This is a genomic window from Marinilactibacillus sp. Marseille-P9653 (assembly GCF_916618885.1).
Taxonomy (GTDB): domain Bacteria; phylum Bacillota; class Bacilli; order Lactobacillales; family Carnobacteriaceae_A; genus Marinilactibacillus.
This window is the reverse complement of record NZ_CAKAKH010000001.1, coordinates 1,359,897-1,382,956: the sequence shown is the minus strand read 5'-3', so window position 1 is coordinate 1,382,956 and position 23,060 is coordinate 1,359,897. Positions and strand designations below refer to the sequence as shown.

Genomic DNA, 23,060 nt, shown 5'->3' with positions numbered 1-23,060 from the left:
GTCACCTCCTGAAATAGATTGTAGTAGAGATTTCTTCAATTGGACGATTTTTTTCTGAAGAGCTTTTTATTTTTAATTCAATACGTTCTTCTGTTAAAGAAACATCGAAACTAGAAATTTGATCACTAATTATTCCACCGTTTTTTCTCAAAGTGTTATCTTCTATTGAATAAACATTTTCACCAACTCGTAACTGCCCATCATAAGAAATTTCTGAGGGAACGGTTTGACGAACATCCTTTTCAATGGATGAGAGTGTAAATCGGATATCACTAATTTGAGATACTTGATCTGTTTGTTGAGAGAATTGCTTCTGACCAAACAAATGTATCGATCCAGCAAGTACGATTACTACAGATAATAGTGCGAGCGTTGCGAGTAATTCTACTAAAGTAAAACCTTCTTGAGAACACACTTTTTTTAGTTTACTCATCTAGCAGACCTACTTTAAAAGGTATTTTATTCTCAAGCTGGATGACTTTCTTACCGTCTTTTGATCCCTCTATGAGGAATTTTATTAGATTCGGTTGTTTTGAAGTTTTAGAATCAGGTAGAGTCATTTTTATTAAATAAGAAATACCATCTTCTTGATAAGTATAAGATTTTTCCAACCCTTTACTAACTGAAGATTGAGCTTTGTTTTCTAATTCCAGAACAGTTTTTTCAATGGTCAAAGTCTCAGATAAATGATAGAGATATTCCATTTGCTTTTGCCCAGAATAAGTTGCTGCAGTCACCTGTTCGGATGATTGAGTCGCTTTGGAAGACTGTATAAAGAATGTCAAAAAAGAGGTAACAACTAAAGCTAGAATAGCGATTGAGGCTATTAATTCTACCAACGTAGCACCCGTTTGATCTCTATAAAACCGTTTCGAGCTCCAGTTCTTTTTCAGACTCATCCTGTTCTCCTCCAAATATTGATGCGACTCTATTTCTGCCTCTTTGTTTTGAACCGACATACATTGCTCTATCCGCAAGTGTCACCAAGTCCTTTACTTTACTGCATTGATCCGGATAAGTAGCTAAGCCGATGCTGGCAGTGATGTTTACAGTAATCAGTTCTCTTTTAGATAAATAGTTGTGCGTATTAAAATTCGTTTCTTCGATCTTTTCTCTAATTTTTTCAGCAAGGATCCGCGTTTCATCTGCTGTCTTATCGGGTATGAAGAAAATAAATTCTTCGCCACCATATCGAGCTAGTCTTTCATCTTCATATACAAAAGTACTTAATAAAATAGAAACTTGCTTGAGCAATTCATTACCGGCTTGGTGGCCATAAGTATCGTTAACTCTCTTAAAATGATCCAAATCAATTATGATAATGGAAAATCGGCGCTCTGTATTAATTGTCGTAAACTGTTTCAATTCATTCTCAAAAGCTCTGAGATTTGTCAGTCCAGTCAGATGATCTGTACGACTATTAAATTGTAGCTTTTCAAAGTTAAATGCATTCTCTAGAGCAATATTCAAGTAACTATGAAGAACTCTAATAGATGAAACCACATCTATATCTTTGTAGGCGTCTCTTTTAGAATCTACCATCATTAAAAAACCGACAATTCTCTCTGCTCTAGTCACAGGCAAAACCAGGATACTCTCAGGCTTATAGCTTAAAGGGAAATCCATGGCCCATTCATCAGAAGAATTGAAGACCATCATTCTGTTAGTTAACCAAGACGCTTTGATGATATCTGGACAAATTAGATACTCAGAATTTACCTGATGGATTTCTTTAGAATCCACTTCATAATCGTAAACTTTAGTAATCTTCATATTTTCTGATGCTTCAAAATAACTAATTTTCTGAGCAGTGAAAATAACTGCCCAAGACTTTATGTAGTTACTTAAAATTTCTTTTTGAGAGTATTTCCCGGTTAACTCTAGCGCCAAGTTGTTGATTTCTGACAAATGTTTGTTTTTTGCTTTAATATTAAAATAAAACTTTAAGATTATAGTAAGTGTAATCAATGGTAAAAAAGCTATAAAAATTCCAACGTTAGAATAGAGTTCTTCCAAATAAACTAACATGATAGCAATCGGTATAACATAAAAAATCGATAGTAACGAAAATTTCAGTTCACTATCAATAATCATAATATTCTCTTTACAATACCAATACTTGTCCAGGAAATAGATCAATATTCTATTCAGAAGTATATAAAACACTAGATACGTCGTTAAAGATAATACGTTAAACCTTAAATTGAAAATTGAAGGTAATACTGGGTCTATAGTGTAATAAACGATTCCAGAGGAGACTGAAACGATCTGAAATAATAATAGATTCAAAGGGATTTTAAAAACATTTTGTTTATTGAGCCCAAGTTTTGCTAGAACTATAATTAAAGCACTGGATACCAATAACATTTCAGCGAAAATTCCAAATGTGAGAAACATGGCAATCCCTACTGCATTGATCATAATAATTGTTGTGCCTTTAATATTCAAAGGAAACAACGAGATAATGATACCTAATAATAGGTATCCATAAAATGTACTATCTGAAAATTCGTTACTATTATTTAGATTAAAAGTAATGATAAATAGAGTCGGATAAAGAATAAACCATATTATCCATGTGAAGATTTGTTTTTTTTCCGACAACATTTTATTACCTCGTTTCTATATTTGGAATTTATTAGCAGCATTTATTTCTTAATAATTTTATCTTTATTAAATTATCATGTCAATAAGATAAATTTGAGTTTAAATTTACAGTTAATAAGCTCACAGTGACAGGGAGTTTGAGAATGATGTTAATATACTAACATTGCTTCATATCATGCTCGATCAGTTAATGCAGTGCTAAAAATAGTCATATCATATGATTAAGTCTATTTTGTGAATTTCACACTATTTACTGCCATAACATTTATACTCAAAAAAACTCTACCGTAATTCCCAGATTAAAAATCTGTGGTACTACGGTAGAGATCATTTAAGCAATATTAGCTGGTACTTCTTCGGGGTGTAATGGTTTGCTGAACAAGTATCCTTGTCCATAAGAGCACTCATTTTCTTTAAGAAAGTCGGCTTGAACTTCTGATTCAATGCCTTCTGCTACAATATGAAACTTAAGACTTTTACCCATTTGAATCATTGTTTTTACAAGTGAGGCAGTATTTACTGTCGTCATGATACCGTCAATAAATGATTTATCAATCTTGACGATGTCTATAAATACGTTATTTAAAACACTCAAGGATGAGTAACCTGTTCCAAAATCATCAATAGCAACTTTCACACCTAAATCATGTAGTTCTTTGATGACCTTGTTTGAATATTCCACATCTTGCATGACACTTTCTGTAATCTCAACGACCAAGTATTTCGGATCTAGATCATGGTGCAATAAGGTCTGCCTTACTCTTTCTACAAATAATGGATCTTCGTATTGAAGTGCAGAAACATTGACAGCCACCTCTATAAAGATACCTTCATTATGCCAAATTTTATTTTGTCTAATGGCTTCAAAAACTACCCAGTAGCCAATTTCATTGATGATACCGGACTCTTCAGCGATTGGAATGAACTCACTGGGTGGCACATTGCCTAGGAGTGGATGTTTCCAGCGAATCAAAGCTTCTGTACCATAAGTCTCACCGGTACTTAAACTAACCTTAGGCTGATACACTAGATAGAGTTCATTACGAGCCAGTGCCTCTTTTAAACCAAATTCGATTCTTCTTTTTCTTTCAATTAGAGCTGCATCATCTGTCATAAATACATGATAATTGTTTTTTCCTTTATCTTTCACTTTATACATCGCAATCTCTGCTTGTTGGTATAATGCCAGTACGTCTTGGGCAGTTTCTGGATAGCGACTGATACCCATACTGATGGAAAGATAAAACAATTGATCTTGTATAATGACTGGTTTTTTAAGCATGTTCATAATTTTTTCTGCAACAAGTTTTGTTTTCTTCTCGCTAGCTTCTTCCAGTAAAAGAATGAATTCATCTTCGCTCTCTCTTGCGATAAATGTGTCTTCACCCAGTAATTCTCGCAACTTTTCTGCTAGAACTACGAGTACTTGATCTCCAAGATCTCGACCATGGAGTTCGTTAATTACTTTGAACCGATCAATATCGAGTAACATTACCGACATTTCGTTCTCAGAAGATTGAAGGTTTGCTTTTTCATTAAACGTTTTATAAAACATTTTTCTGTTCGGAAGTTTAGTCAAACGATCATAATAGCTTGTTTCACGTAACCGTTCTTCTTCTAATTTTCTTTCCGTTACATTTATTGCCGTACCGATAAATTTCTTTATTTCACCTGAATCATCGTAAACGACATTCACAAATGTCTCAAGCCACATGATATTTTCTTGGCCGTCATAAATACGGAAAACATGGGGCTTACCTTTTTTCTCTTCCAAACAACTAATATAATTCAAGAACTCTGGAAGATCTTCTTTGTGTATTCTTTCTTTCCAGGTTTTCAGCAACCTTGGATAGTCTGATTCCCTAAAGTTGATGACTTTACAAACGATTTTAGAAGCATGCAGATTTTGTTTGTTTTTATCAATTTCCCAAACGAACGCAACATCATTATTGAATACTTCTTCAAAATCTGTTTTTTCTTTAGTTAAATCAACAATTTCTTGTTTCTTTTCATTCAGTTTTTCTCTGTAATGCCATAATACGCTCAATGATAGTATCCCTAAAAAAATAAGCGCACTATAATAGGCTGTCCCGCCAGAGAAGAAATCTGTGAAACTCATGAATAATATATACATTATACTTCATACTCCCCTACAACTTTCTAACTGTTCAAAAAGCATATTCACTCATCATACAATCATGAGCTCTAAGATTAACTAATTAATCGTTACAAATATTAAGATATTTGAATCCATTAACAATTATAAAGAATTCTGTAGTCATCGTTGTTTTAGTTTAGCCATTTAATTCAAAATGTTAACTCTTAAGTAAAATGGCAACAAAATCAAGGCAATTGAGCCACTATGTATACGATAAACTAGTTTTACCTATTAATTATGGATGAAACTAAAGATGATACTTAAGATAAAAGATCTTTTATTAGACTATTTTACTGTCTTTGACATATCACCCTCCTAAAGTCTATTACACCTTATACTATCGGTAAGATCACCTTAAATATTAATAGAAGAGTTTTATAATTATCCACTTAACATTTTTAAGAAACCCACTTAAGAAAGAAAGTATAACATTTCTAGCTTGAGAGAAAATACAGTTATCATACAAAATTGTGTCTGTTATATGCTAAAAAGCGCAAAGATAAAAGTATCTTTACGCTCTTCATCAAATCACATATTGTTCACCCATACGACTACTGAGTAATAGCATCGTATGGTTTTTACTTCTATCTTTTGATAGAAAACCATTATCTAACTCAATAATTCTAGAAGGTATTTTATCAAGAAATGATTGATCATGGGTTGCCATTATAACAGTAGTCCCACTCTGATTGATTTTATGCAGCAATTTGAGTATTCCGTATGCAGTGTGCGGATCTAAATTGCCCGTTGGTTCATCTGCTAGTAAAATTGTAGGGTTATGAACGATTGCTCTTGCTATGGCAATTCTTTGTTGTTCTCCACCTGAGCAGTTCCTAGGATAGTCAAATACTTTATGTTTTAACCCCACTGTTTCAAGCGCTTCAACCACCCTATGTCTTATTTCGTCAACTGGATGGTCGGTAACTTCGAGTACATAAGCAATATTTTCGTAGACTGTTTTGTATTGAAGTAATTGAAAATCTTGGAAAACAAATCCCATTTTTCGTCTTAATTCATGAATTCGATTATTTTTCATCAAAGTGACATCATATCCTGAAACAGCGACTTGCCCTCTGCTCACTTTTTCTTGACCGAAAAGAATCTTAAGTAACGTACTTTTACCCGAACCACTCTTACCTTTAAGATAAACAAACTCTCCAGACTCCACTTCTATGGAAACATTTTGAAGAGCTTTGGTACCATCTTTGTACTGTTTCGAAATCTTATCCAATAAAATCATTTTCTCACCATGACCTTTATCTCATCCATAACGACATCAACTGAACTGGTTGATCAACGAAAACATCTCATCTGTACTTCTGGTAACTTGAGCATTTAATGAATAGGCTCTTTGTGTCATCATCATATCTGTAAAAGATTGCGCTAAATCTACATTTGACCCCTCAATGAAGCCGGACTGAATTGAGCCAAAAGCTGCTGGGTTCTCTATAGAATTAATTACAGAACCTTCTAGATCAGGCGCAATTCTAAAACCATTCCCACCATCCGGAATCAAGGCTTGAGGATTATCCACATTATATAGAGGAATCGTTCCGACCGATGTCAGTCCCTGATTGCCATCTTGTACGAGTATCTCGCCCGTACTACTAATTTGAAAAGTTCCTTCTGGCCAAGCTTCCGGAGGAACCGTTAAGTTCACTTCGACAATCTGACCTCTACTATTCACGATTGCTTTATTTTCATCTAATGTGAATTGTCCATCTCTAGTTAAAATTCTTTCTCCGTTTTCGCCTGCAACACTGAAGAAGCCTTCTCCATTAATTGTCATAGATAGGTTACTTCCTGTTTCAATTAAAGAACCTCTTGAGAAATCTGTTCCAGTAGCGGAACTTTGTACGCCTCTATTCAAACCCATGTTCTGGACATTTCCAGAAGTTGGGACATCAACGGCAGTAATATCGTTGACGAGTAATTCTCTAAAGCTAACGGTCTTCTGTTTATAACCAACTGTATCTGAGTTCGCTATATTATGCGATACTGTATCTAATTTAGTTTGCTGAGCTTTAAGCCCACTTTTACTAATACTATACGGAATATTCATACTTTCCCCTTACGCCTTTCCGACTTCTTGAGTCGCTCGTCTAAGTGTTTCATCCATTGTTCGCAAGATTTTCTGATTTGCTTCAAATTCTCTTGAAATCTGCATCATATCACTCATTACATCAACCATATCGACATTTGACTGTTCAACATACCCTTGCATGGTCGTGAATCCATTCCCAATTGGGACACCATTTTCTCCTTGAAATAAAGTATCGCCTACACTTGTAAGGTCTGCCTGGTCTTGAAAACTTGTAATATAAAGAAATTGAGGTGCATTTTGTCCAGAAATGACAAATCCGTTCTGATCAATCGTGAATTCATCACCGCTAACAGTAATTGGTTCCGTTCCGCCACCATTTTGAATCCCTAATACAGTGTATCCTTCCTGTGTAACCAGTTGGTTCTGATCATTCACAGAAAAGTTACCATTTCGAGTATAGAACAATTCTCCACCAGGACCCTGAACGGTGAAATACCCTTCACCATTCAATGCCACGTCTGTCTGATTATTCGTCCCTTGTAGAGCGCCGCTATCCAAATTACGGTAAGCTTCGTCTAATTGGTTTCCGAAAACGATTTGTCCTGTTTCTCTTCGTAGGTTCAATTCAGGTCCTCTAGTATAATTATGTACATCAACAGCTTCAGTTGTACTCGTCACAAGGTTTTGAGATTTGAAACCAGGTGTCGTAACATTCGCTGTATTTGTCGCCAGATTTTTTTGTTTTTCTGACAACACGTTGAAATTCTTTGATAAAGCATCAATGCCTCTAATCATTAGCGTAATCACTCTCCAGATTTTCTCTTAACTTAAGTAATGTCTTGCCGTGAATCTGAGATACTCTTGGTATGCTGATATCAAAAATATAAGCAACTTCTTTCATAGATAACCGTTCTACATAAATCATTTGAAGCATTTGCTTTTCCCGTTCAGTTAAACGTTCTACGGCTTTAGTTAGATAAATGGACTGCTCTTTTTTTAGAATAGATTCATCTAAGGAAGGGGCACTATGATCATCAAGCGCATCTAAAATAGTCACTTCATTATCTGAATCTATATTGATCACTTCGTCCAGAGAAACATAAGCTAACTGATGCACTGTATCATGAATGCCTTCTAATTCTTTTTTAGTTAAACCAAGTTTCTGACAAACTTCTATCTCAGTCGCATTTCTTTTCAATTCCAATTCAAGTTCTTCTTTAGCCTTATAATACGTATTTAATTTAGCCATTCGCGAGCGAGGAACTCGTGAAGTTTTTCTAATCTCATCAATTATAGCACCTTTGATTCGAATATAAGCATAATTTTCAAAAGGAACTTTCTGGGTTTCATCATAGCGATCCAGAGCATCCATAAGGCCAATTACGCCAATGTTGACCATATCTTCATGATCATAATCCCGGTTTTTAATATTGATGGTATGAACGACCTTATGAACAAGTGGCATATACTGGATAACTGTCTGATTACGATCTTCTACTTTCAACTGACTTCTTCCTTTCTTCTTAGTGCTTAATTTTGAATCTCAACCATTCCAACGGTTTCTAGTGCACAGTCATTTGGAACTTCATTCAATGAAATAACGGATAATTCCGGGAAATTAAATGCGATCAGGTTCTTCATAGCTGGTCTGATTTTAGGTGCAGTCAGCAGAACATGTGGAACGCCTTGAGCATTCAATACGGTATGTTGCTGGTTGATACTATCAAATAGCTTGGTCACCATCTGCGGTTGAAGTACAGGTATTGATCCTGCAGATGACTTTTGAACGCTTGTACTTAAGATTTCTTCTGTTTCAGGATGAACCGTTAATATATTCAAAGTTCCTTGCTCATCAAGATGAGGTTTGATGACCGTTCTTCTAAGAGACTGTCTTACGTATTCCGTCAATGTTTCATGATCTTTAGTTGTCTGACCATAATCTGCTAACGTTTCTAATATTGTCACTAGATCGGTAATTGCAACGTCTTCTTGTAAAAGATTTTGCAAGACTTTCTGAACATCTCCTAATTGAAGAATATCCGGTATTAACTCATCTATAACCACATTGTATTGATCTTTGATCCCTTCAAGTAACTCTTTAACCTCTTGTCTTCCAAGTAACTCATGTGCATTCTTTTTGATAATTTCTTTTAAATGCGTGATCAAGACGGTCAATGGATCTACAACCGTAAAATCATGTAATTCAGCTAGTTCTTTGTTCTTATCTGTTACCCAAAGTGCATCCAAGCCAAATGCTGGTTCAATGGCTGGAATCCCTTCGAAATCAAATGACTCGTCCGCACCACCGGGTTCTACAACAAGGAATCGATCCGTGTACAGTTCGCCGGCTGCTATCTCATTGCCTTTGATTTTAATAACATATTCGTTCTGTCCCATTTGCAGATTATCTCTTATTCTAATAGGATTCAGTAAAATACCTTTTTCAAAAGATAACTGTTTTCGAACAGCAGCAATTTGATTCGTCAAATTGGATTCCTGATCCTCGTTTGCTAAAGGAATTAAGCCGTATCCAATCTCAATAGAGATTCTATCCACTTGGAAACTGGAAACTGAATCCTCTTCACGGACGACCGGCTGTTCACTTTCGCCCATTTGCTGCTGCTTAACAAGGTCTTCTGCGTCATTTTTTTGACCTTCGTTAACCAAGTATCCTGTTACACCTAAAGCCACTGAAAGCACAAGGAATGGAAATACTGGAAAACCAGGAATAATAGCAAATGCCACCATTAAAGCAGAAACAATATACATAACTTGAGGAACGTTAAATAACTCTCTACCAATTGTATCTCCGAAACCCTTTTGGTTGGACGTTCTGGTTACAAGGATACCTGATGCAACTGAAATTAACAGAGAAGGGATCTGACTGACTAATCCATCCCCAATGGTTAACTTACCGAACTGCTCAACCGCTTCAATAATTGTATAATTTCCCTGCATAGAATGAATCAAAATTCCACCAATTAAATTTATGATTGTAATAACGATACCGGCAATGGCATCCCCTTTAACAAACTTACTGGCTCCATCCATCGCACCGTAGAAATTTGCTTCTCTTTCTAAATTGGTTCTTCTAGTTTTTGCCTGTCCTTCATCTATAAGTCCAGAATTCAAATCTGCATCAATCGCCATTTGCTTACCCGGCATCGCGTCCAAAGTGAATCGTGCAGATACTTCAGCCACTCGGCTTGCACCGTTAGTTACAACTAGGACTTGCACAAGCACAATGATAATGAACAATATTGCTCCAACAATGTAGTTGTTACCTGCAACGAAATTAGCAAAGGTATCAATAACTTGTCCGGCATTCCCTTCACTTAATATTAATCGAGTTGAACTGATATTAAGCCCTAACCTAAACATAGTTGTAACTAACAACAATGTTGGGAAACTCAAGAAATCCAAGACGGAATGCGTGAATAGTGTCAGAACGAGTATTGTGATTGCCAACGAAATATTCACTACTAGTAGTAGATCCAATATAAAGGTGGGCATAGGTATCATAATGATTCCTATAATGGAAACAACAACGAATGCTATAAAAATATTCAAATAATTGCCTATACCCTCTTTTCTCGTTGTTGACGCTTGATTCATCACAATTCTCCTATTCTTTACGGTTAAATTTTATTTTTCTTAAGCTTTTCTGCTTGGAAAATCAAAGCAAGTATTTCTGCTATTGCTTGATATAATTCCATTGGAACTGGATCTCCCGGCTCAACATCTTTATATAATGCTCGAGCAAGCGGTCTGTTTTCAATCATAGGTACTTCATGTTCTTTAGCTCGTTCTTTCATACGCTGAGCCATAATATCTTGCCCTTTTGCCAATACAACAGGTACATCATCTTTTGTTTGATCATAGCGGATGGCAATAGCAAAGTGAGTTGGGTTCGTGATCACGACAGTTGCTTCATCAACATCACTGATCTTCCCACTCAACAGTTCACGATACCTTGCTTTACGCTGAGCTTTGACCTGAGGATCACCTTCCATATCTTTGAATTCATCCTTGATCTCCTGCATAGACATCATGAGTTCTTTTTTATGCGTATACCGTTGGAAGAGATAATCCCCTACGCCTAATACTGCTAAGAAAATAGCGAGTACAAAGGCTAGTCTAGATACCATACTAATCATAAAGGTGAATATTTTAGGTGTCCCTATCTGACTAGCGTTCATAATCATATTGGCTGAATCCTGAAGGGTCAATAAGGTAAATCCAATGACAATAAACAATTTGACTAAGTTTTTGATTAATCCAAATGCTGCTTTTTTCCCGAAAATGTTTTTGAATCCTGAAATTGGATTCAATTTCTTAAGACTAGGCTTCATAGGTTCAGCTGTAAACATAAATCCTACTTGGACTAGATTGCCAATCACACCGGTCAGAAAGGCAATGATTAAAAAAGGCGCTGACAATACTAGAAAATAAAGCATGGATTGTAATCCAATATTTCCTAATTCGTTCTGAATATTATCTACGTTGAATCCCATATGAAGCATATTATGTAAAAATACAAAAGAGCGCTGAAATACATAGGTAGATAACGCTGTAAAAGCTAATGCAAAACTACCAAAGGATAACGCAGAAGATAAATCCTGACTTTTAGGTACTTGTCCTTTTTTTCTGGCATCCCTTAGCTTTTTAGGGGTGGGCTTTTCTGTTTTACCATCTTTTTCTGACACAGCTCTTCACCTCTTTTGTATCTTGAATCAGTTTTTAACTTGACAAAGATTGCATAAATTCATTCATGTATTGAATCATTTCAGGAAATACGCCAGAAATATTTTCCATTAGCATAGGTAAGAAGAAAAACATAAATACCAGGCTTAAAAGAATTTTCATAGGTATGCCTAAAACGAGTACGTTTACTTGAGGAACCGTTCTTGAAATCAGAGCAAGGGTTAACTCAGATAGTAGTGCCACAATGACGAACGGAATGGCTAAATTGATTGCCACTTCAAAGACATGGCCAAATATTTTAACCATTCCTTCTACTCCAAACTGAGTAAAGGAAGTCTGATCAAGTGGTACATAGTCAAATGATTGTACAAGACTTCTGATAACATAGTGATGGATATTCGAGATAAAGAATATTCCAATCGAGATCCAGTAATAGATTCTTCCGAAGTTTGATGCACTCACACCCAGTGAAGGGTCATAGAGTTGCCCCATTGAAAACCCGACTTGAAAGTCTACAAGCGTTCCAGCGATATCGACAGCTGTAAAGAATAAAATGGTTACATATCCTAAAGCCATTCCAATAAAGAGTTCTTTTACACCAATGAATAAAAACATTCCTAATGTAAAAGGTACTGTAATAGGATCAATAACGCTCATCACCGTAAAGGTTAAAGCAAAAGATAGTCCTAACTTTGAAACGTTCGGGAAAGCTGAATTTGAGAATCCTGGGCTTAAGGTCATAAAAGTAGATATTCGAATTAGGATTAGTAGAAAATGCTGAACTTCTTCTATCATGATCGATCACAATCCAGCTATGATATCAAACATGCGCTCAGTAAAAGCCATCAATGTATTTAGCATAAATGTCCCTAAAAGAACTAACGTCAATAAAATGGCGAATAATTTTGGAACAAAACTTAAGGTCTGTTCCTGAATTTGAGTAGTAGCCTGAAGTATACTGACAACCAGACCGATAACAAGTGCAATCATCAATACTGGTGCGCCTACTCGCAGCATGACCAGAAACGCATCCTGCAATACATCCAAAACATTTTGTGTTGTCATTTAATCGGTCCTTTCCATGTCAGATCCTTAATAGAAACTGCTAATCAGTGATTCAACTACTAAATACCATCCATCTACCATCACAAACAGTAATAATTTAAATGGCAGAGAAATCATTACTGGAGATAACATAAACATCCCCATCGACATTAAAATACTAGCGACAACAACATCAATCACTAGAAATGGAATGAAAATTAGAAATCCAATTGTGAATGCTGTTCTTAATTCACTAATAGAGAACGCTGGAATTATGGTTGTTAACGGAAGATCCTGGGGTGTTTCTGGGTAATCATCACCCGATAATTCAACGAACAATTCCAAATCACTCGTTCTAGTCTGATCAAGCATAAAGTTTTTTATCGGAATTTCTGCCTCATAATAGGCTTCTTCCCGAGTCAGCTCGCCTTCCATCATGGGGGTTAATGCGACCTCATTCACTTCTTGATAAACGGGCCTCATTACGAACAAGGATAAGAACAAGGCTAATCCGACTAGTACTTGATTCGGCGGAGTCTGTTGTGTTCCTAATGCGTTTCTTGTAAAAGACAAGACAATAATCATTCTCGTGAAACTTGTCGTCAGAACTAAAAAGGAAGGAATTAATGCTACGATTACTAGAAGCAGGTACAAATCGATGACTTCTGAAGAATCACCCGTATTTGAAACTACGTCTACTAAATTATCAATCATCTATTCAATCCTTCCTTAATCCTTGTTAAAAGAATCATTGTACTTCGATTTAAGCTGTTCTAATAACTCTTTTAAATTCCCCGAGAACTTCTTTGTGTCAGCTACTTCTGTAATTACAGTATTCTTTTGAAAAATCCTTTGCTGTATATCTTCTTTTTCTTCTTGCGTGAATTCTTTGATAACTTCGCTACTTTGATCACTGAAACTCATTAAGAAATATTGAGAACCGACTTGAACGATACAGAGTGAGGAATTCTTTGACATGGGTACGCGCTCAATAATCTTGATTGCCTTACTTTTACCTTGATTGAGTCCATTCAATTTTTTAAGTAAGTAATTCGCAAGCACGATTATAAATAATAAAGCAACGACCATTTGTATAAATTGACTAGCTCCTGGCATTTCATTCTCCTTCTCTGTTTCACAGTACTCTTCTTAATTTTGAGTCAGTATATTGGTGATATAAACGTTATCGATTAAGTCACTACCAAATGACTGATTGATACGGTCTTTAATATCTCTCTTCAAAACAAATGAGTCATCTTCTCTTTCTAATAGAGAGTCAATACTCTCATTTGAAACGACATAAATCACTGAGTCTCGTACTTTTGCTATATCTTGATTGATTAGCACTTCTGCATCATCAGCAAAGCTACTGACGGAGACTTCTAATTTGACCATAGCGGTATTTCGACCACTGCCATCTTCAACATTAATCAAAAATTCCTCAAGTGGTACCTGTACTTCTACTGGTTCAGGCTCTTTCATCAAATTGCTGATGATCGGAATGTTTTCTGAATCTTTTAATAATATAAAGCCTACTACTCCAGCTAATGCTAGAACAACAGTGACTAGTATAATAATGATGAGTTTACTTTTACCACCTTTATTTTTACTATTCGTTTGTGTCGTTTGGTTCTCTGCCACTGTCTACTTCCTTTCTATCCTTGTGCATGATAATAATATTTACTCGTCGATTCAACGCTCTATTCTCTGCTGAATCGTTTGGAACTAAAGGCGCATATTCTCCGTAACCTTTCGCTGAAAGGCGACTTGGAGTCAATCCGCTTTCTTCACTTAAATATCTTAATACGGAGACTGCTCGTCCAGTAGATAGTTCCCAGTTACTTGGAAACTGTGCTGAATTCATCGGAACATCATCGGTGTAGCCTTCTATAATCATACTATTATCAAATAAGTCGAACAGCCCTGATAATGTCATCAATGTTTCTTCACCAGATGTTGTTATGTTTGAACTCCCTGATGTAAATAGAATGGACTCCTGAATATCAATATAGACGCCATCAGCATCTCTAGATATGGACAACTCTGACTCAATTCCTTGCTCCAACATATATTGATTAGCCGTTTCGTAAAGTTCTTGCACTTCTTGCGGTATTGCGCCAGAATCAGGTAAGGGTTCAACATCCGGTATTTCCACATCTGCTGCTGTAGCCTGATCGATATCTACCGTGTTTAAATCTGCAATTGAACTACCATCACTGGTTAGGATAGAATCATTCGCCCCGCCATCCAATGCCATTCTCAAGGAATCAGCTACGTTGCGAAATTTCTCCTCGCTAACTGCAGACATTGAGAACAAAATTACGAAAAAGGTCAGTAACAAAGACATTAAATCAGAATAAGTTGTCATCCAAGCAGGAGCGCCTCCTCCTTCACTTGGTTTTTTTGCTTTTCTAGCCATTTGATCCCTCTTTTAAACTCATTATCTTTCTGGAACTGCTACAGGTGCTTCAACCTCTTCAACTTTTTTTAGGTCTTTCATTGAAATAAAGCTTTGTAGTTTTTGTTCGATGACTCTAGGGTTCTCACCTTTTTGAAGAGACATAATACCTTCAAGAATCATCTCATTTGTCTTAAGCTCAATTGCCGTCTGCATCTGCAAATTTTTAGCTATCGGTAAGAAAACAATATTGGCTAAGAAACTACCGTAGAAAGTAGTTAATAAAGCAGTAGCCATTCCGGCACCAATCATTGAAGGATCTTGCAGATCTCCAAGCATGGCTATAAGGCCAACTAATGTACCAATCATTCCAAAAGCAGGTGCATATTCTCCCCACTTAAGAAAAACCTCGTGACCGACTGAGTGTCTTTCTTCTGTTTGTTCAAGTTGAACCGTTAGTAATTCTCTGATCGTTTCTTCATCAGAACCATCTACAACCATTTCTAACCCGTACTTAAGAAGTGGGTATTGGATTTCCTTGATATCTGCTTCAATTGCTAAAATACCTTCTACTCGAGATTTTTTTGTAATTTCAATAATTTTATCAATTAATGCTACTCGATCGTTATCTGGTGTCATTAATAACTTTTTCATTAATCCTGGAACTTTTTTCATTGTATCGATTGGAAAGCTGATCAATAATGCACAGAAAGATCCAAACAATGTAATAATTAACGAAGGGACATCGAAAAATCTCATCAATGACCCGCTAGAAGACATAGCGTATAAGATCAATCCTATACCTACAATCATTCCTAAAATTGGTACTAAACTTCTTTTCATTCTTGTACCTCCAGTGATTGAATATAAATCTGTCTTTTGTACTCAACAATTTTATTCTTAACTAGCTCTGGAGTTTCTTGAACCCATAAGGTTTTTTGATCTGTTAACGTAATGAGCGTATCGTATTCGCGTTCAATCTTGTATATCAAATCAGGATTTAGATAAAACTCTTTACCAATCAGAGACTTCAATAAAATCATAAGGTACCTTCTTTCTACAAGCTTAGTTAAGAGTTAATATTAACGTTTAAGGTTGATTAATTCTTGAAGCATTTCATCAGAAGTCGTAATACTACGTGAGTTAGCTTGATAAGCTCTGCTCGTTACAATCATTTCTGTGAATTCACTTGCTAAGTCAACGTTAGACATTTCGTTGAATCCTGAGCGAACAAGACCGTATCCATCTTCTCCTGGAGCACCTGCCAAAGGCGCACCTGAGTTACTTGTAGCATTGTACATATTGTTTCCTGTTTTTTCCAGACCATCTGGGTTAGTGAAGTTTGTCAAAGCTAGCCTTCCTAATACGTAAGTATTCCCATCACTGTATGTAGCTTTGATTGTTCCTGTGTTATCGATATTATAGTCTTGTAAAGTTAAGTCACCCATTGTTTGATTGATTCTAATTTCATCTTTTGGAGTATTTTCAAAATCTTCAATTTGATTATACGCAGCTTCGGTTGTATTAGCAGGTGCTACGTACCCCATTACTTTATAACCATTTGCCGTTGTTAAGTTACCACTATTATCTAAATAGAAGTTACCATCACGTGTATAATTCACTTGAGCGTCTCCAGAACGATTCCCATTTGCGTCTGTTGGTACGCCATTTTCACTAACCATAAAAAATGAATTATCTCCATTTTGAATTGCGAAATCTAGGCTACGACCTGAATATTGTAGCGATCCGCCTTGCATTAACATACCAGTAGATGCAACTTGTGTACCAAGACCAACTTGTTGCGCATTGATACCACCACGGCCATTTGCGTTTGGTCCTTGTGCAGAAGCGTTTGTCTGTGAAATCATATCTTGGAAGGTAACTTTCTGTGATTTGAATCCCATGGTATTCACGTTGGCAATGTTATTCGAGATAACATCCATTTTTGTTTGTTGACCTTTCATTCCTGTAATACCTGAGTACAATGACTTTAACATTTGAATTCCTCCTATTGTTTCTTGTGTTTTTATTTTGATTATGTGTCTGTCAGAAGTCTCCATATCAGTCGGTCAATGGAGCGCAGCCTCTTTTCAGTCCAGCTACTATATCTTCTCTTTCTTAACTTGGATGGCGCTATCTATATTGGTCACTTCGTTCATTTCATTCGACTTTAATGCTGTTATGACTTTACGGTTTTGAATACTTGCAATGAGTGCCATATCATCATATAAAATCAGTGACTGTTTGGAACCTTTATCGGCTAAAGTTTGAACGGCTTCATCCAGTCTAGTCATATCTTGTTCGTTCAAAGTGAAACCATGTTGATCTAGTCGTTTCTGAGCATGATTGGAAAAGGATACTCGAGTTTCTCCGTCAACCTTTTTCAAAGCATCTTCTATAAATGTCTCAAATTGTCGATTAATTGGTTGCGTTTTATGACTCAATTTATTTTCATTAAAATTATTTTGAATAGAATGCTTCGGTAACTTTTCAATCATCTTAAGCGCCTACTTCGATGATACTATTGAGTGAATACTGTGCACCATTGACTTGAATGGTTGCATAACCATTATCAAATCGAACTTTTTCGACTGCTCCAGATACAAGCTGGTCTGCATCCGTTTTTAGTGTCACTTCTTTCCCAACCATACTTAAAGCTTGCTGCTGCTGGGTCATCAACATCGTTGTTTGCATTGTTTCGGTGAGTTCTTGCATCTGGTTCAACATACCAAACTGGACCATCTGTCCTATATAGTCTGTTTCGTTGCCACCACCGCCGCCGCTACCGCCGTCAAGTGAAGGCATACTCATCGCTTTAGAGATAATCATTAAAAATTGTTCCATATCTAAATCTGAGTTCTGTTTCGTATCAGCTTCTGGTGTAATCTGGTTCAGTGAACCAATCGTCATTTGAGGAGGGACGATCATATTTTTCGCTCCTTTCTATATGTTAGGCCATTACGTTAAGTCGACCTGAACCATTTCGTTCTGAATCTAATATTTCTGTTCCTTCTAATTCCTGTTCCTCTTTAGCTGTATACCCTTTTTTGTTTTTCATGGGTTGGGCAAAATGAGAACTTTGTTGTTGATCTGAGAAATTGAAAGCTGCGTCAAACGCATTTTGGACGGGCATTACGGATACTTCTACTTTATCTAATTGCACCGCTTGACCAGGTTGGATTAGCGTTTGAGATTTCAATTGCTGTTCAACTAACAATTTAGCTTCACTTGTTGCAACAATCAATCGACCTACCAACTTATTATCGACCATTTCGATCTCAACAGTGACTTTTCCAAGCGTTTCCGGAGTTAGTATGATTGTAGATTTGAGGGTTTCAGATTTTCCAGGATTTTGAATCTTTTCTGTTACCATGCTTTTAATAACGTCCAGTTCTTTCTTCTCGATCACCGGTTTAGTTGTATTAGTCGCATCAAGTGGTTCAGGTACTAGGCGCGAGTATGAAATAGAGTGATTCATTGTTTCGACAACTGTTGCTTTTGTTTCAAGAGATGATTCAGGTTCATCGATATTATTCATTAACGTATTAAATACGGGACGTAAATTAGGTACAGGTTTATTTGTTGCATTAATACTCTCTGTACTTGTTTCAATAGAAAATTCAGATCTATCGAACTGATCCATCACTGGTTTAACTACTTCAGTTTCACCTAATTGCTCGACTAGTTGAGTAATCTGTGATAATGAATTTTCTTTTACCATCGTTTCAGAGTTTAGATTTGGAAGTACCTTTTCTAAAGTGAAAGTAGAATGATCGTTTAAGACCGACTGAGCTTTAGGCATCTCTTTAGATATTTCAGATGGTATTTCTGTTTGGAGCAACTTAGGATTTTCAATCAATTGCTTAGAAACTTTAAAGGTATTTCTATTCAGCTGATTTAAGTATCTCTCTAGATCTTTAAGTTCTTGCTCTGACACCCTTTGTTCTAAAAGCACTTCTGAATTTCCATGTTTATTGTCTAAAACTTGTTTCTGATAAAAAACAGGATTTTGAAGTTTTAAGTCACTATCCTTATCGCGGATTGAGTTTAAAATCTGAGCTTGTTCATCTGTGTCATGAGTTTTCAAGTGTTTGACTAATGCATCTATCACTTTCTGCTCTTTTGGAGACAATTCTTTGTTACCGTTAAGTACTTTGTTCATTGTGGCGTCTACCTCTTCAGTCGATAGACCTAATTTAGTAAAGATTTCTGTTTCTTGACTGATCATTTCTAGAACAAAAGGTCCTAAATTTACAGAAGTTTCTTCAACTGTATCTTCATCAGTAGACTGTTTGATTTCCGAAGAAGTTGACTCTTCTTTATCCGTTTTCTGATCACTTAATATTTCATCACTATTCTGTTGGTTATTAGGTTGTTGCTGATTCAACATGGATTCAAATAATTGACTATCAACTTGAACTATTTGACTTGATTGGGTCAATTCACTGTTTTGAATCGGTTGAACTTGAATTTGACCGTTCATAAGTTCACCTCCTCTCAATGGGTAATCTTAAATCCATTTGTCTGAATTTAAATGCTTAAATTCGGATTAAGAGCGAGGTTTCTACCAAATTGTAAAGTGGAAATTTCGTCCAATTGTTTTTGTTCTTCTTTTTTCTCGGCTTCTGTATGTACGAGACGTTCTTTTTCTTCCAGTTTGATCATCATTCTTTTATCTTTGTTTGCTGATTTCAATTTCTCTCTGACCGCTTCAAGTTCTATTTCAACTTGATGAATTCTATTTTTTTGTTGTATGATTTTATCATCCAACAAATCTTTATATAAACTATGTCTTTTAACAGAATCAATATCAGTTTTGAAAAGATTGTCACTTTTAATTTTACGACTATCTCTTAGTAAGGCTTCTAGCTGCTGCTGTTCTTTCATCAATTTTACTTCGACAGACTTAACGTCTTTTTGTGCAGCTTCTTCTAGATCTTCACGCCAGTCTAAAATCTTACTCATCGAAAATTGGTACGCTTGCATAGTCATTCTCCTTATCGTATCGAGTGAGCTGAGAATACTGAATTTAGCTCAGATAATGTTTCATCAAATGTATAAGACTCTTTTGTCTTTTGCTTTAAAAATTCTTTTATCGGTCTATTCAATCGAACGGCTTGATCGACTAAAGGGTTTGAGCCTTTCTGATATGCTCCAACATCGATTAAGTCTTTAGTATCTGTATAGCGAGTTAAGTTTTCTCGCAACTTCCCTGCTAATTCATCTTGTTCTGGACTAACCAATTCTTTCATTAAACGACTTAAGCTATTTGGAATATCGATTGCCGGGTAATGATTTTCTGAAGCGATTTTTCTTGAAAGAATGATATGTCCATCAAGAATACCTCGTACAGAATCGGCAATGGGTTCGTTCATATCGTCCCCTTCAACCAAAACAGTATAGAAGGCTGTTATAGAACCATTTTGAGACGTTCCACTTCGTTCAAGCAGTTTCGGTAATGTTGTGAACACAGAAGGTGTATACCCCTTACTCGTAGGGGGTTCGCCAGTTGCCAAACCAATCTCTCGTTGAGCCATAGCTACACGAGTAACGGAGTCCATCATCAAAACGACTTTCTTGCCTTGATCTCTGAAATATTCAGCAATTGCTGTTGCCACGTAAGCGCCTTTTAACCTAACCAGTGGTGGCATATCAGAAGTGGCACAGACAACAACGGACTTGGCGTACCCTTCTTCACCAAGTTCATTTTCAATAAATTCCATTACCTCTCGTCCACGCTCACCGATCAATCCAATAACAATGACATCCGCATCAGAATACTTGGCCATCATCCCAAGGAGTGTGGACTTTCCAACACCAGAACCTGCAAAGATCCCCATACGCTGACCTTCGCCAACTGTCAGCAAACCATCTATTGCTTTAACGCCAGTGGTCATAATATTCTCGATTTTTTTACGCTTAAAAGGATCTGGAGAAGATCGATTCACCTGATACATTTTACCTTCGGTTAATCGTGCTTCTGTTAGCGGACGACCCAAACCATCTAGGGTAGTACCTAGCATGTCATCAGACACTTCTACTTTAAGTGTTTTTCTGGTTGGTCGAACGAGACAGCCTGGTCCGATACCTTCAAGTTCATCAAGTGGCATTAATAGAACCGTTTCGTCTACAAATCCAACGACTTCGCTTAAAACGATTTTGTCTGTAGACTTGATATTAATCTCGCAGACTTCACCGATAAATGCATCCAGTCCATCTACTTTGATAATCAGACCAATAACCTGACTCACTTTACCTTGCTTTAAGGTGTGCATGTTTTTATCAATAGATTCATGATACTGTTTGAAAGGGATATCGATCATCAAACATTACGCTCCGTTTCTTTCATTTCTTTAAGCATAGATTCTAGTTGAGCCGTTATCTGCAAGTCGATCACTTTATGTGCACTTTCGACAATACATCCTATTGGTTCAATACTACTGTCTTGCAGTACGGCGAAACGCACACCAGTATACTGATTCTTCAAACTCGCTAAATTCGCTTGAATCTGATTTCTCACTGCCGGATTGACCGTGATAGAGATAAAATCTTCTTCACGGTCTAGTTGATGTAGTATGGGATGAATCAGAGATAAAATCCCTTCATCGTTATGATTGATTTGCTCATGAACAATCTTTTCTGCCATATGAACCGCTAACTTCAGCAATTCTTCTTTTTTGTCTTGACTATATTGCTCGACTTCAAGTTGCGCCTGAACAATCAAATCTCGACCTTCTTGCTTCAACGCTTCACTTTCTCGCTTCCCTTGTTCAAACCCTTCTTTCATGCCCAAGGTATAGCCTTCTTGATAACCAGCTTCCTGACCTTGCTGAAATGCTGTTTGGTAGGCTTGCTGCTTGATGGCTTCAGCTTCTTGTTTAGCTTGTTCAAGCAATTCTTCTTTTTTTGAGTAGGCATGATTCAAGATTCTCTTTTTTTCTAAAAGTACTTCTTGTGTCTCTTCTGAGGTATCTGATTCTTCTTCCGTATACTCATCAGTATCGGTTAAGACTGTATCGATAACCCAAGCGTCTTCTGCTTGTTGTATATTATGTTTAGATTTAATGATTCTACTCGACGATAGCATCTTGTTCGCCCCTCATGATGTAAACTTCCCCTTGTTCGTCTAAGCGACGAATAACGGTAACGATTTTCTGCTGTGCTTCCTCGACTGCAGACAATCTTGCGGGTCCAAGGAACTGCATATCTTCTTTGAGTGTATCCACTGCTCTAGCAGATAGATTATCAAAGATAAAGTCACGCAACTCGTCGGAAACACCTTTGAGTGCAAGAATAAGATCGTCTTGATTGACTTCTCGTAATACTTTTTGGACATCGCTCTTTTGAAGTGAAACGATATCTTCGAATGTGAACAGGCTGGCTTTGACTTCCTCGGCCAAAGAAGGTTGTCTTTCTTCTAGTTCCGCTACAATCGTCTTCTCGGTCGTACGTCCAACTTGGTTCAAAATATCAACCAAAGTATTGACGCCACCTACATTCTCTGTTTCATTTTCAACATAAGAAGAAAACTTACTCTCGATAACTTTTTCAATCTTTTCAATAATAGCCGGTGAGGTATTACTAATCGTACCGATTCGTTCGGCAATTTCTGTTTGCTTTTCTGGAGGAAACTGAACCAAAATTTGAGCGGCTTTATCTGGTTGCATGTAACAAAGGATCAAAGCAACTGTCTGAGATTGTTCACCTAACAATAGATTCGTCAGTTGCTGAGGATCAGCTTTTCTAGCGATATTAAATGGTCGCTCTCTTAATTGAATTTGGTTCAGCATGTCAATTACTTCTTTGGCACGTTGTGTTCCCAGGGCTTTATTCAATAAAGTTTTAGCGTAATCAATACCGCCATCAAGTATATATTCTCTTGCTTGAGACATTTCCAGAAATTCATCTACGATAGCTTCTCTATCTTCTCTACTTACGTGATCAATATTGGCAATTTCATAACTGACTTTCTGAATATAAGCATCAGGTAATTGTTTCATAATTTGTGCAGATGTCTCGGGGCCTAAAGCGATCATGAAAATAGCCGCTTTCTTAATTCCATCTAGTTGAACGGTCTTCTTATCATCAATAACCTCTGTCATTCT

26 protein-coding genes are annotated in these 23,060 nt (G+C 36.5%); all 26 read right to left on the bottom strand.

Going from position 1 to position 23,060, the window contains the following annotated elements:
• Position 1: 1 nt before the first annotated feature.
• Positions 2–433: a PilW family protein gene (locus LG377_RS06770; protein WP_225743918.1), complete on the bottom strand. Its 432-nt coding sequence runs from the start codon at positions 431–433 to the stop codon at positions 2–4.
• Positions 426–899: a hypothetical protein gene (locus LG377_RS06765; RefSeq protein WP_225743917.1), complete on the bottom strand. Its 474-nt coding sequence runs from the start codon at positions 897–899 to the stop codon at positions 426–428. Before LG377_RS06765 ends, LG377_RS06770 begins: the two co-directional genes overlap by 8 nt.
• Positions 859–2,607: a GGDEF domain-containing protein gene (locus LG377_RS06760; protein ID WP_225743916.1), complete on the bottom strand. Its 1,749-nt coding sequence runs from the start codon at positions 2,605–2,607 to the stop codon at positions 859–861. The genes LG377_RS06765 and LG377_RS06760 overlap by 41 nt, the downstream gene beginning before the upstream one ends.
• Before the next feature lie 331 nt (positions 2,608–2,938).
• Entirely contained in the window at positions 2,939–4,741 is a 1,803-nt protein-coding gene (locus LG377_RS06755; protein ID WP_225743915.1) for a GGDEF domain-containing phosphodiesterase, read from the bottom strand.
• Positions 4,742–5,288: 547 nt separating this feature from the next.
• Positions 5,289–6,005 carry a cell division ATP-binding protein FtsE gene (ftsE, locus tag LG377_RS06750; protein WP_225743914.1) on the bottom strand — a complete coding sequence of 239 codons (717 nt, stop codon included), beginning with the start codon at positions 6,003–6,005 and terminating at the stop codon, positions 5,289–5,291.
• Positions 6,006–6,041: 36 nt separating this feature from the next.
• Entirely contained in the window at positions 6,042–6,827 is a 786-nt protein-coding gene (locus LG377_RS06745; protein ID WP_225743913.1) for a flagellar hook-basal body protein, read from the bottom strand.
• A 9-nt stretch (positions 6,828–6,836) separates the two neighbouring features.
• Positions 6,837–7,604 carry a flagellar hook-basal body complex protein gene (locus tag LG377_RS06740; protein ID WP_225743912.1) on the bottom strand — a complete coding sequence of 256 codons (768 nt, stop codon included), beginning with the start codon at positions 7,602–7,604 and terminating at the stop codon, positions 6,837–6,839.
• Entirely contained in the window at positions 7,597–8,313 is a 717-nt protein-coding gene (locus LG377_RS06735) for a sigma-70 family RNA polymerase sigma factor (RefSeq protein ID WP_225743911.1), read from the bottom strand. Before LG377_RS06735 ends, LG377_RS06740 begins: the two co-directional genes overlap by 8 nt.
• A gap of 26 nt (positions 8,314–8,339) precedes the next feature.
• Positions 8,340–10,424, bottom strand: a complete 2,085-nt coding sequence (flhA, locus tag LG377_RS06730) for a flagellar biosynthesis protein FlhA (RefSeq protein WP_225743910.1) — start codon at positions 10,422–10,424, stop codon at positions 8,340–8,342.
• Positions 10,425–10,447: 23 nt separating this feature from the next.
• The gene (flhB, locus tag LG377_RS06725; protein WP_225743909.1) at positions 10,448–11,515 is read right to left on the bottom strand and encodes a flagellar biosynthesis protein FlhB; all 1,068 of its coding nucleotides are present in this window, start codon (positions 11,513–11,515) and stop codon (positions 10,448–10,450) included.
• Between the two features lie 34 nt (positions 11,516–11,549).
• Complete coding sequence (fliR, locus tag LG377_RS06720; protein ID WP_225743908.1) at positions 11,550–12,308, bottom strand: flagellar biosynthetic protein FliR; 759 nt, start codon at positions 12,306–12,308, stop codon at positions 11,550–11,552.
• A 6-nt stretch (positions 12,309–12,314) separates the two neighbouring features.
• The gene (fliQ, locus tag LG377_RS06715) at positions 12,315–12,578 is read right to left on the bottom strand and encodes a flagellar biosynthesis protein FliQ (protein WP_225743907.1); all 264 of its coding nucleotides are present in this window, start codon (positions 12,576–12,578) and stop codon (positions 12,315–12,317) included.
• Between the two features lie 27 nt (positions 12,579–12,605).
• Positions 12,606–13,271, bottom strand: a complete 666-nt coding sequence (gene fliP, locus LG377_RS06710; protein ID WP_225743906.1) for a flagellar type III secretion system pore protein FliP — start codon at positions 13,269–13,271, stop codon at positions 12,606–12,608.
• A gap of 15 nt (positions 13,272–13,286) precedes the next feature.
• Entirely contained in the window at positions 13,287–13,673 is a 387-nt protein-coding gene (locus tag LG377_RS06705) for a flagellar biosynthetic protein FliO (RefSeq protein ID WP_225743905.1), read from the bottom strand.
• Between the two features lie 33 nt (positions 13,674–13,706).
• On the bottom strand, positions 13,707–14,198 hold the full coding sequence (fliL, locus tag LG377_RS06700; protein ID WP_225743904.1) for a flagellar basal body-associated protein FliL: 492 nt from the start codon (positions 14,196–14,198) through the stop codon (positions 13,707–13,709).
• Entirely contained in the window at positions 14,167–14,976 is an 810-nt protein-coding gene (locus LG377_RS06695; RefSeq protein WP_225743903.1) for a flagellar motor protein MotB, read from the bottom strand. The genes fliL and LG377_RS06695 overlap by 32 nt, the downstream gene beginning before the upstream one ends.
• 21 nt (positions 14,977–14,997) lie before the next feature.
• Positions 14,998–15,798 (bottom strand): motility protein A, encoded by an 801-nt coding sequence (locus tag LG377_RS06690; RefSeq protein ID WP_225743902.1) that lies wholly within the window; start codon positions 15,796–15,798, stop codon positions 14,998–15,000.
• Entirely contained in the window at positions 15,795–15,998 is a 204-nt protein-coding gene (locus LG377_RS06685; protein WP_225743901.1) for a flagellar FlbD family protein, read from the bottom strand. Before LG377_RS06685 ends, LG377_RS06690 begins: the two co-directional genes overlap by 4 nt.
• 39 nt (positions 15,999–16,037) lie before the next feature.
• Positions 16,038–16,952 carry a flagellar hook-basal body complex protein gene (locus tag LG377_RS06680; protein WP_225743900.1) on the bottom strand — a complete coding sequence of 305 codons (915 nt, stop codon included), beginning with the start codon at positions 16,950–16,952 and terminating at the stop codon, positions 16,038–16,040.
• Positions 16,953–17,057: 105 nt separating this feature from the next.
• Entirely contained in the window at positions 17,058–17,453 is a 396-nt protein-coding gene (locus tag LG377_RS06675) for a flagellar biosynthesis protein (protein ID WP_225743899.1), read from the bottom strand.
• Position 17,454: 1 nt separating this feature from the next.
• A complete protein-coding gene (locus LG377_RS06670) occupies positions 17,455–17,883 on the bottom strand; it encodes an FLgD tudor-like domain-containing protein (RefSeq protein WP_225743898.1) in 429 nt (142 codons plus the stop codon).
• 22 nt (positions 17,884–17,905) lie between these two features.
• Positions 17,906–19,438, bottom strand: coding sequence for a hypothetical protein (locus tag LG377_RS06665; protein ID WP_225743897.1), 1,533 nt, complete (start codon positions 19,436–19,438; stop codon positions 17,906–17,908).
• A gap of 47 nt (positions 19,439–19,485) precedes the next feature.
• Positions 19,486–19,941 carry a flagellar export protein FliJ gene (gene fliJ, locus LG377_RS06660; RefSeq protein WP_225743896.1) on the bottom strand — a complete coding sequence of 152 codons (456 nt, stop codon included), beginning with the start codon at positions 19,939–19,941 and terminating at the stop codon, positions 19,486–19,488.
• An 11-nt stretch (positions 19,942–19,952) separates the two neighbouring features.
• Positions 19,953–21,281, bottom strand: a complete 1,329-nt coding sequence (gene fliI / locus LG377_RS06655; RefSeq protein ID WP_370632543.1) for a flagellar protein export ATPase FliI — start codon at positions 21,279–21,281, stop codon at positions 19,953–19,955.
• Positions 21,278–22,042, bottom strand: coding sequence for a FliH/SctL family protein (locus tag LG377_RS06650; RefSeq protein WP_225743895.1), 765 nt, complete (start codon positions 22,040–22,042; stop codon positions 21,278–21,280). Before LG377_RS06650 ends, fliI begins: the two co-directional genes overlap by 4 nt.
• Positions 22,026–23,057, bottom strand: a complete 1,032-nt coding sequence (fliG, locus tag LG377_RS06645) for a flagellar motor switch protein FliG (RefSeq protein ID WP_225743894.1) — start codon at positions 23,055–23,057, stop codon at positions 22,026–22,028. The genes LG377_RS06650 and fliG overlap by 17 nt, the downstream gene beginning before the upstream one ends.
• Positions 23,058–23,060: the final 3 nt, after the last annotated feature.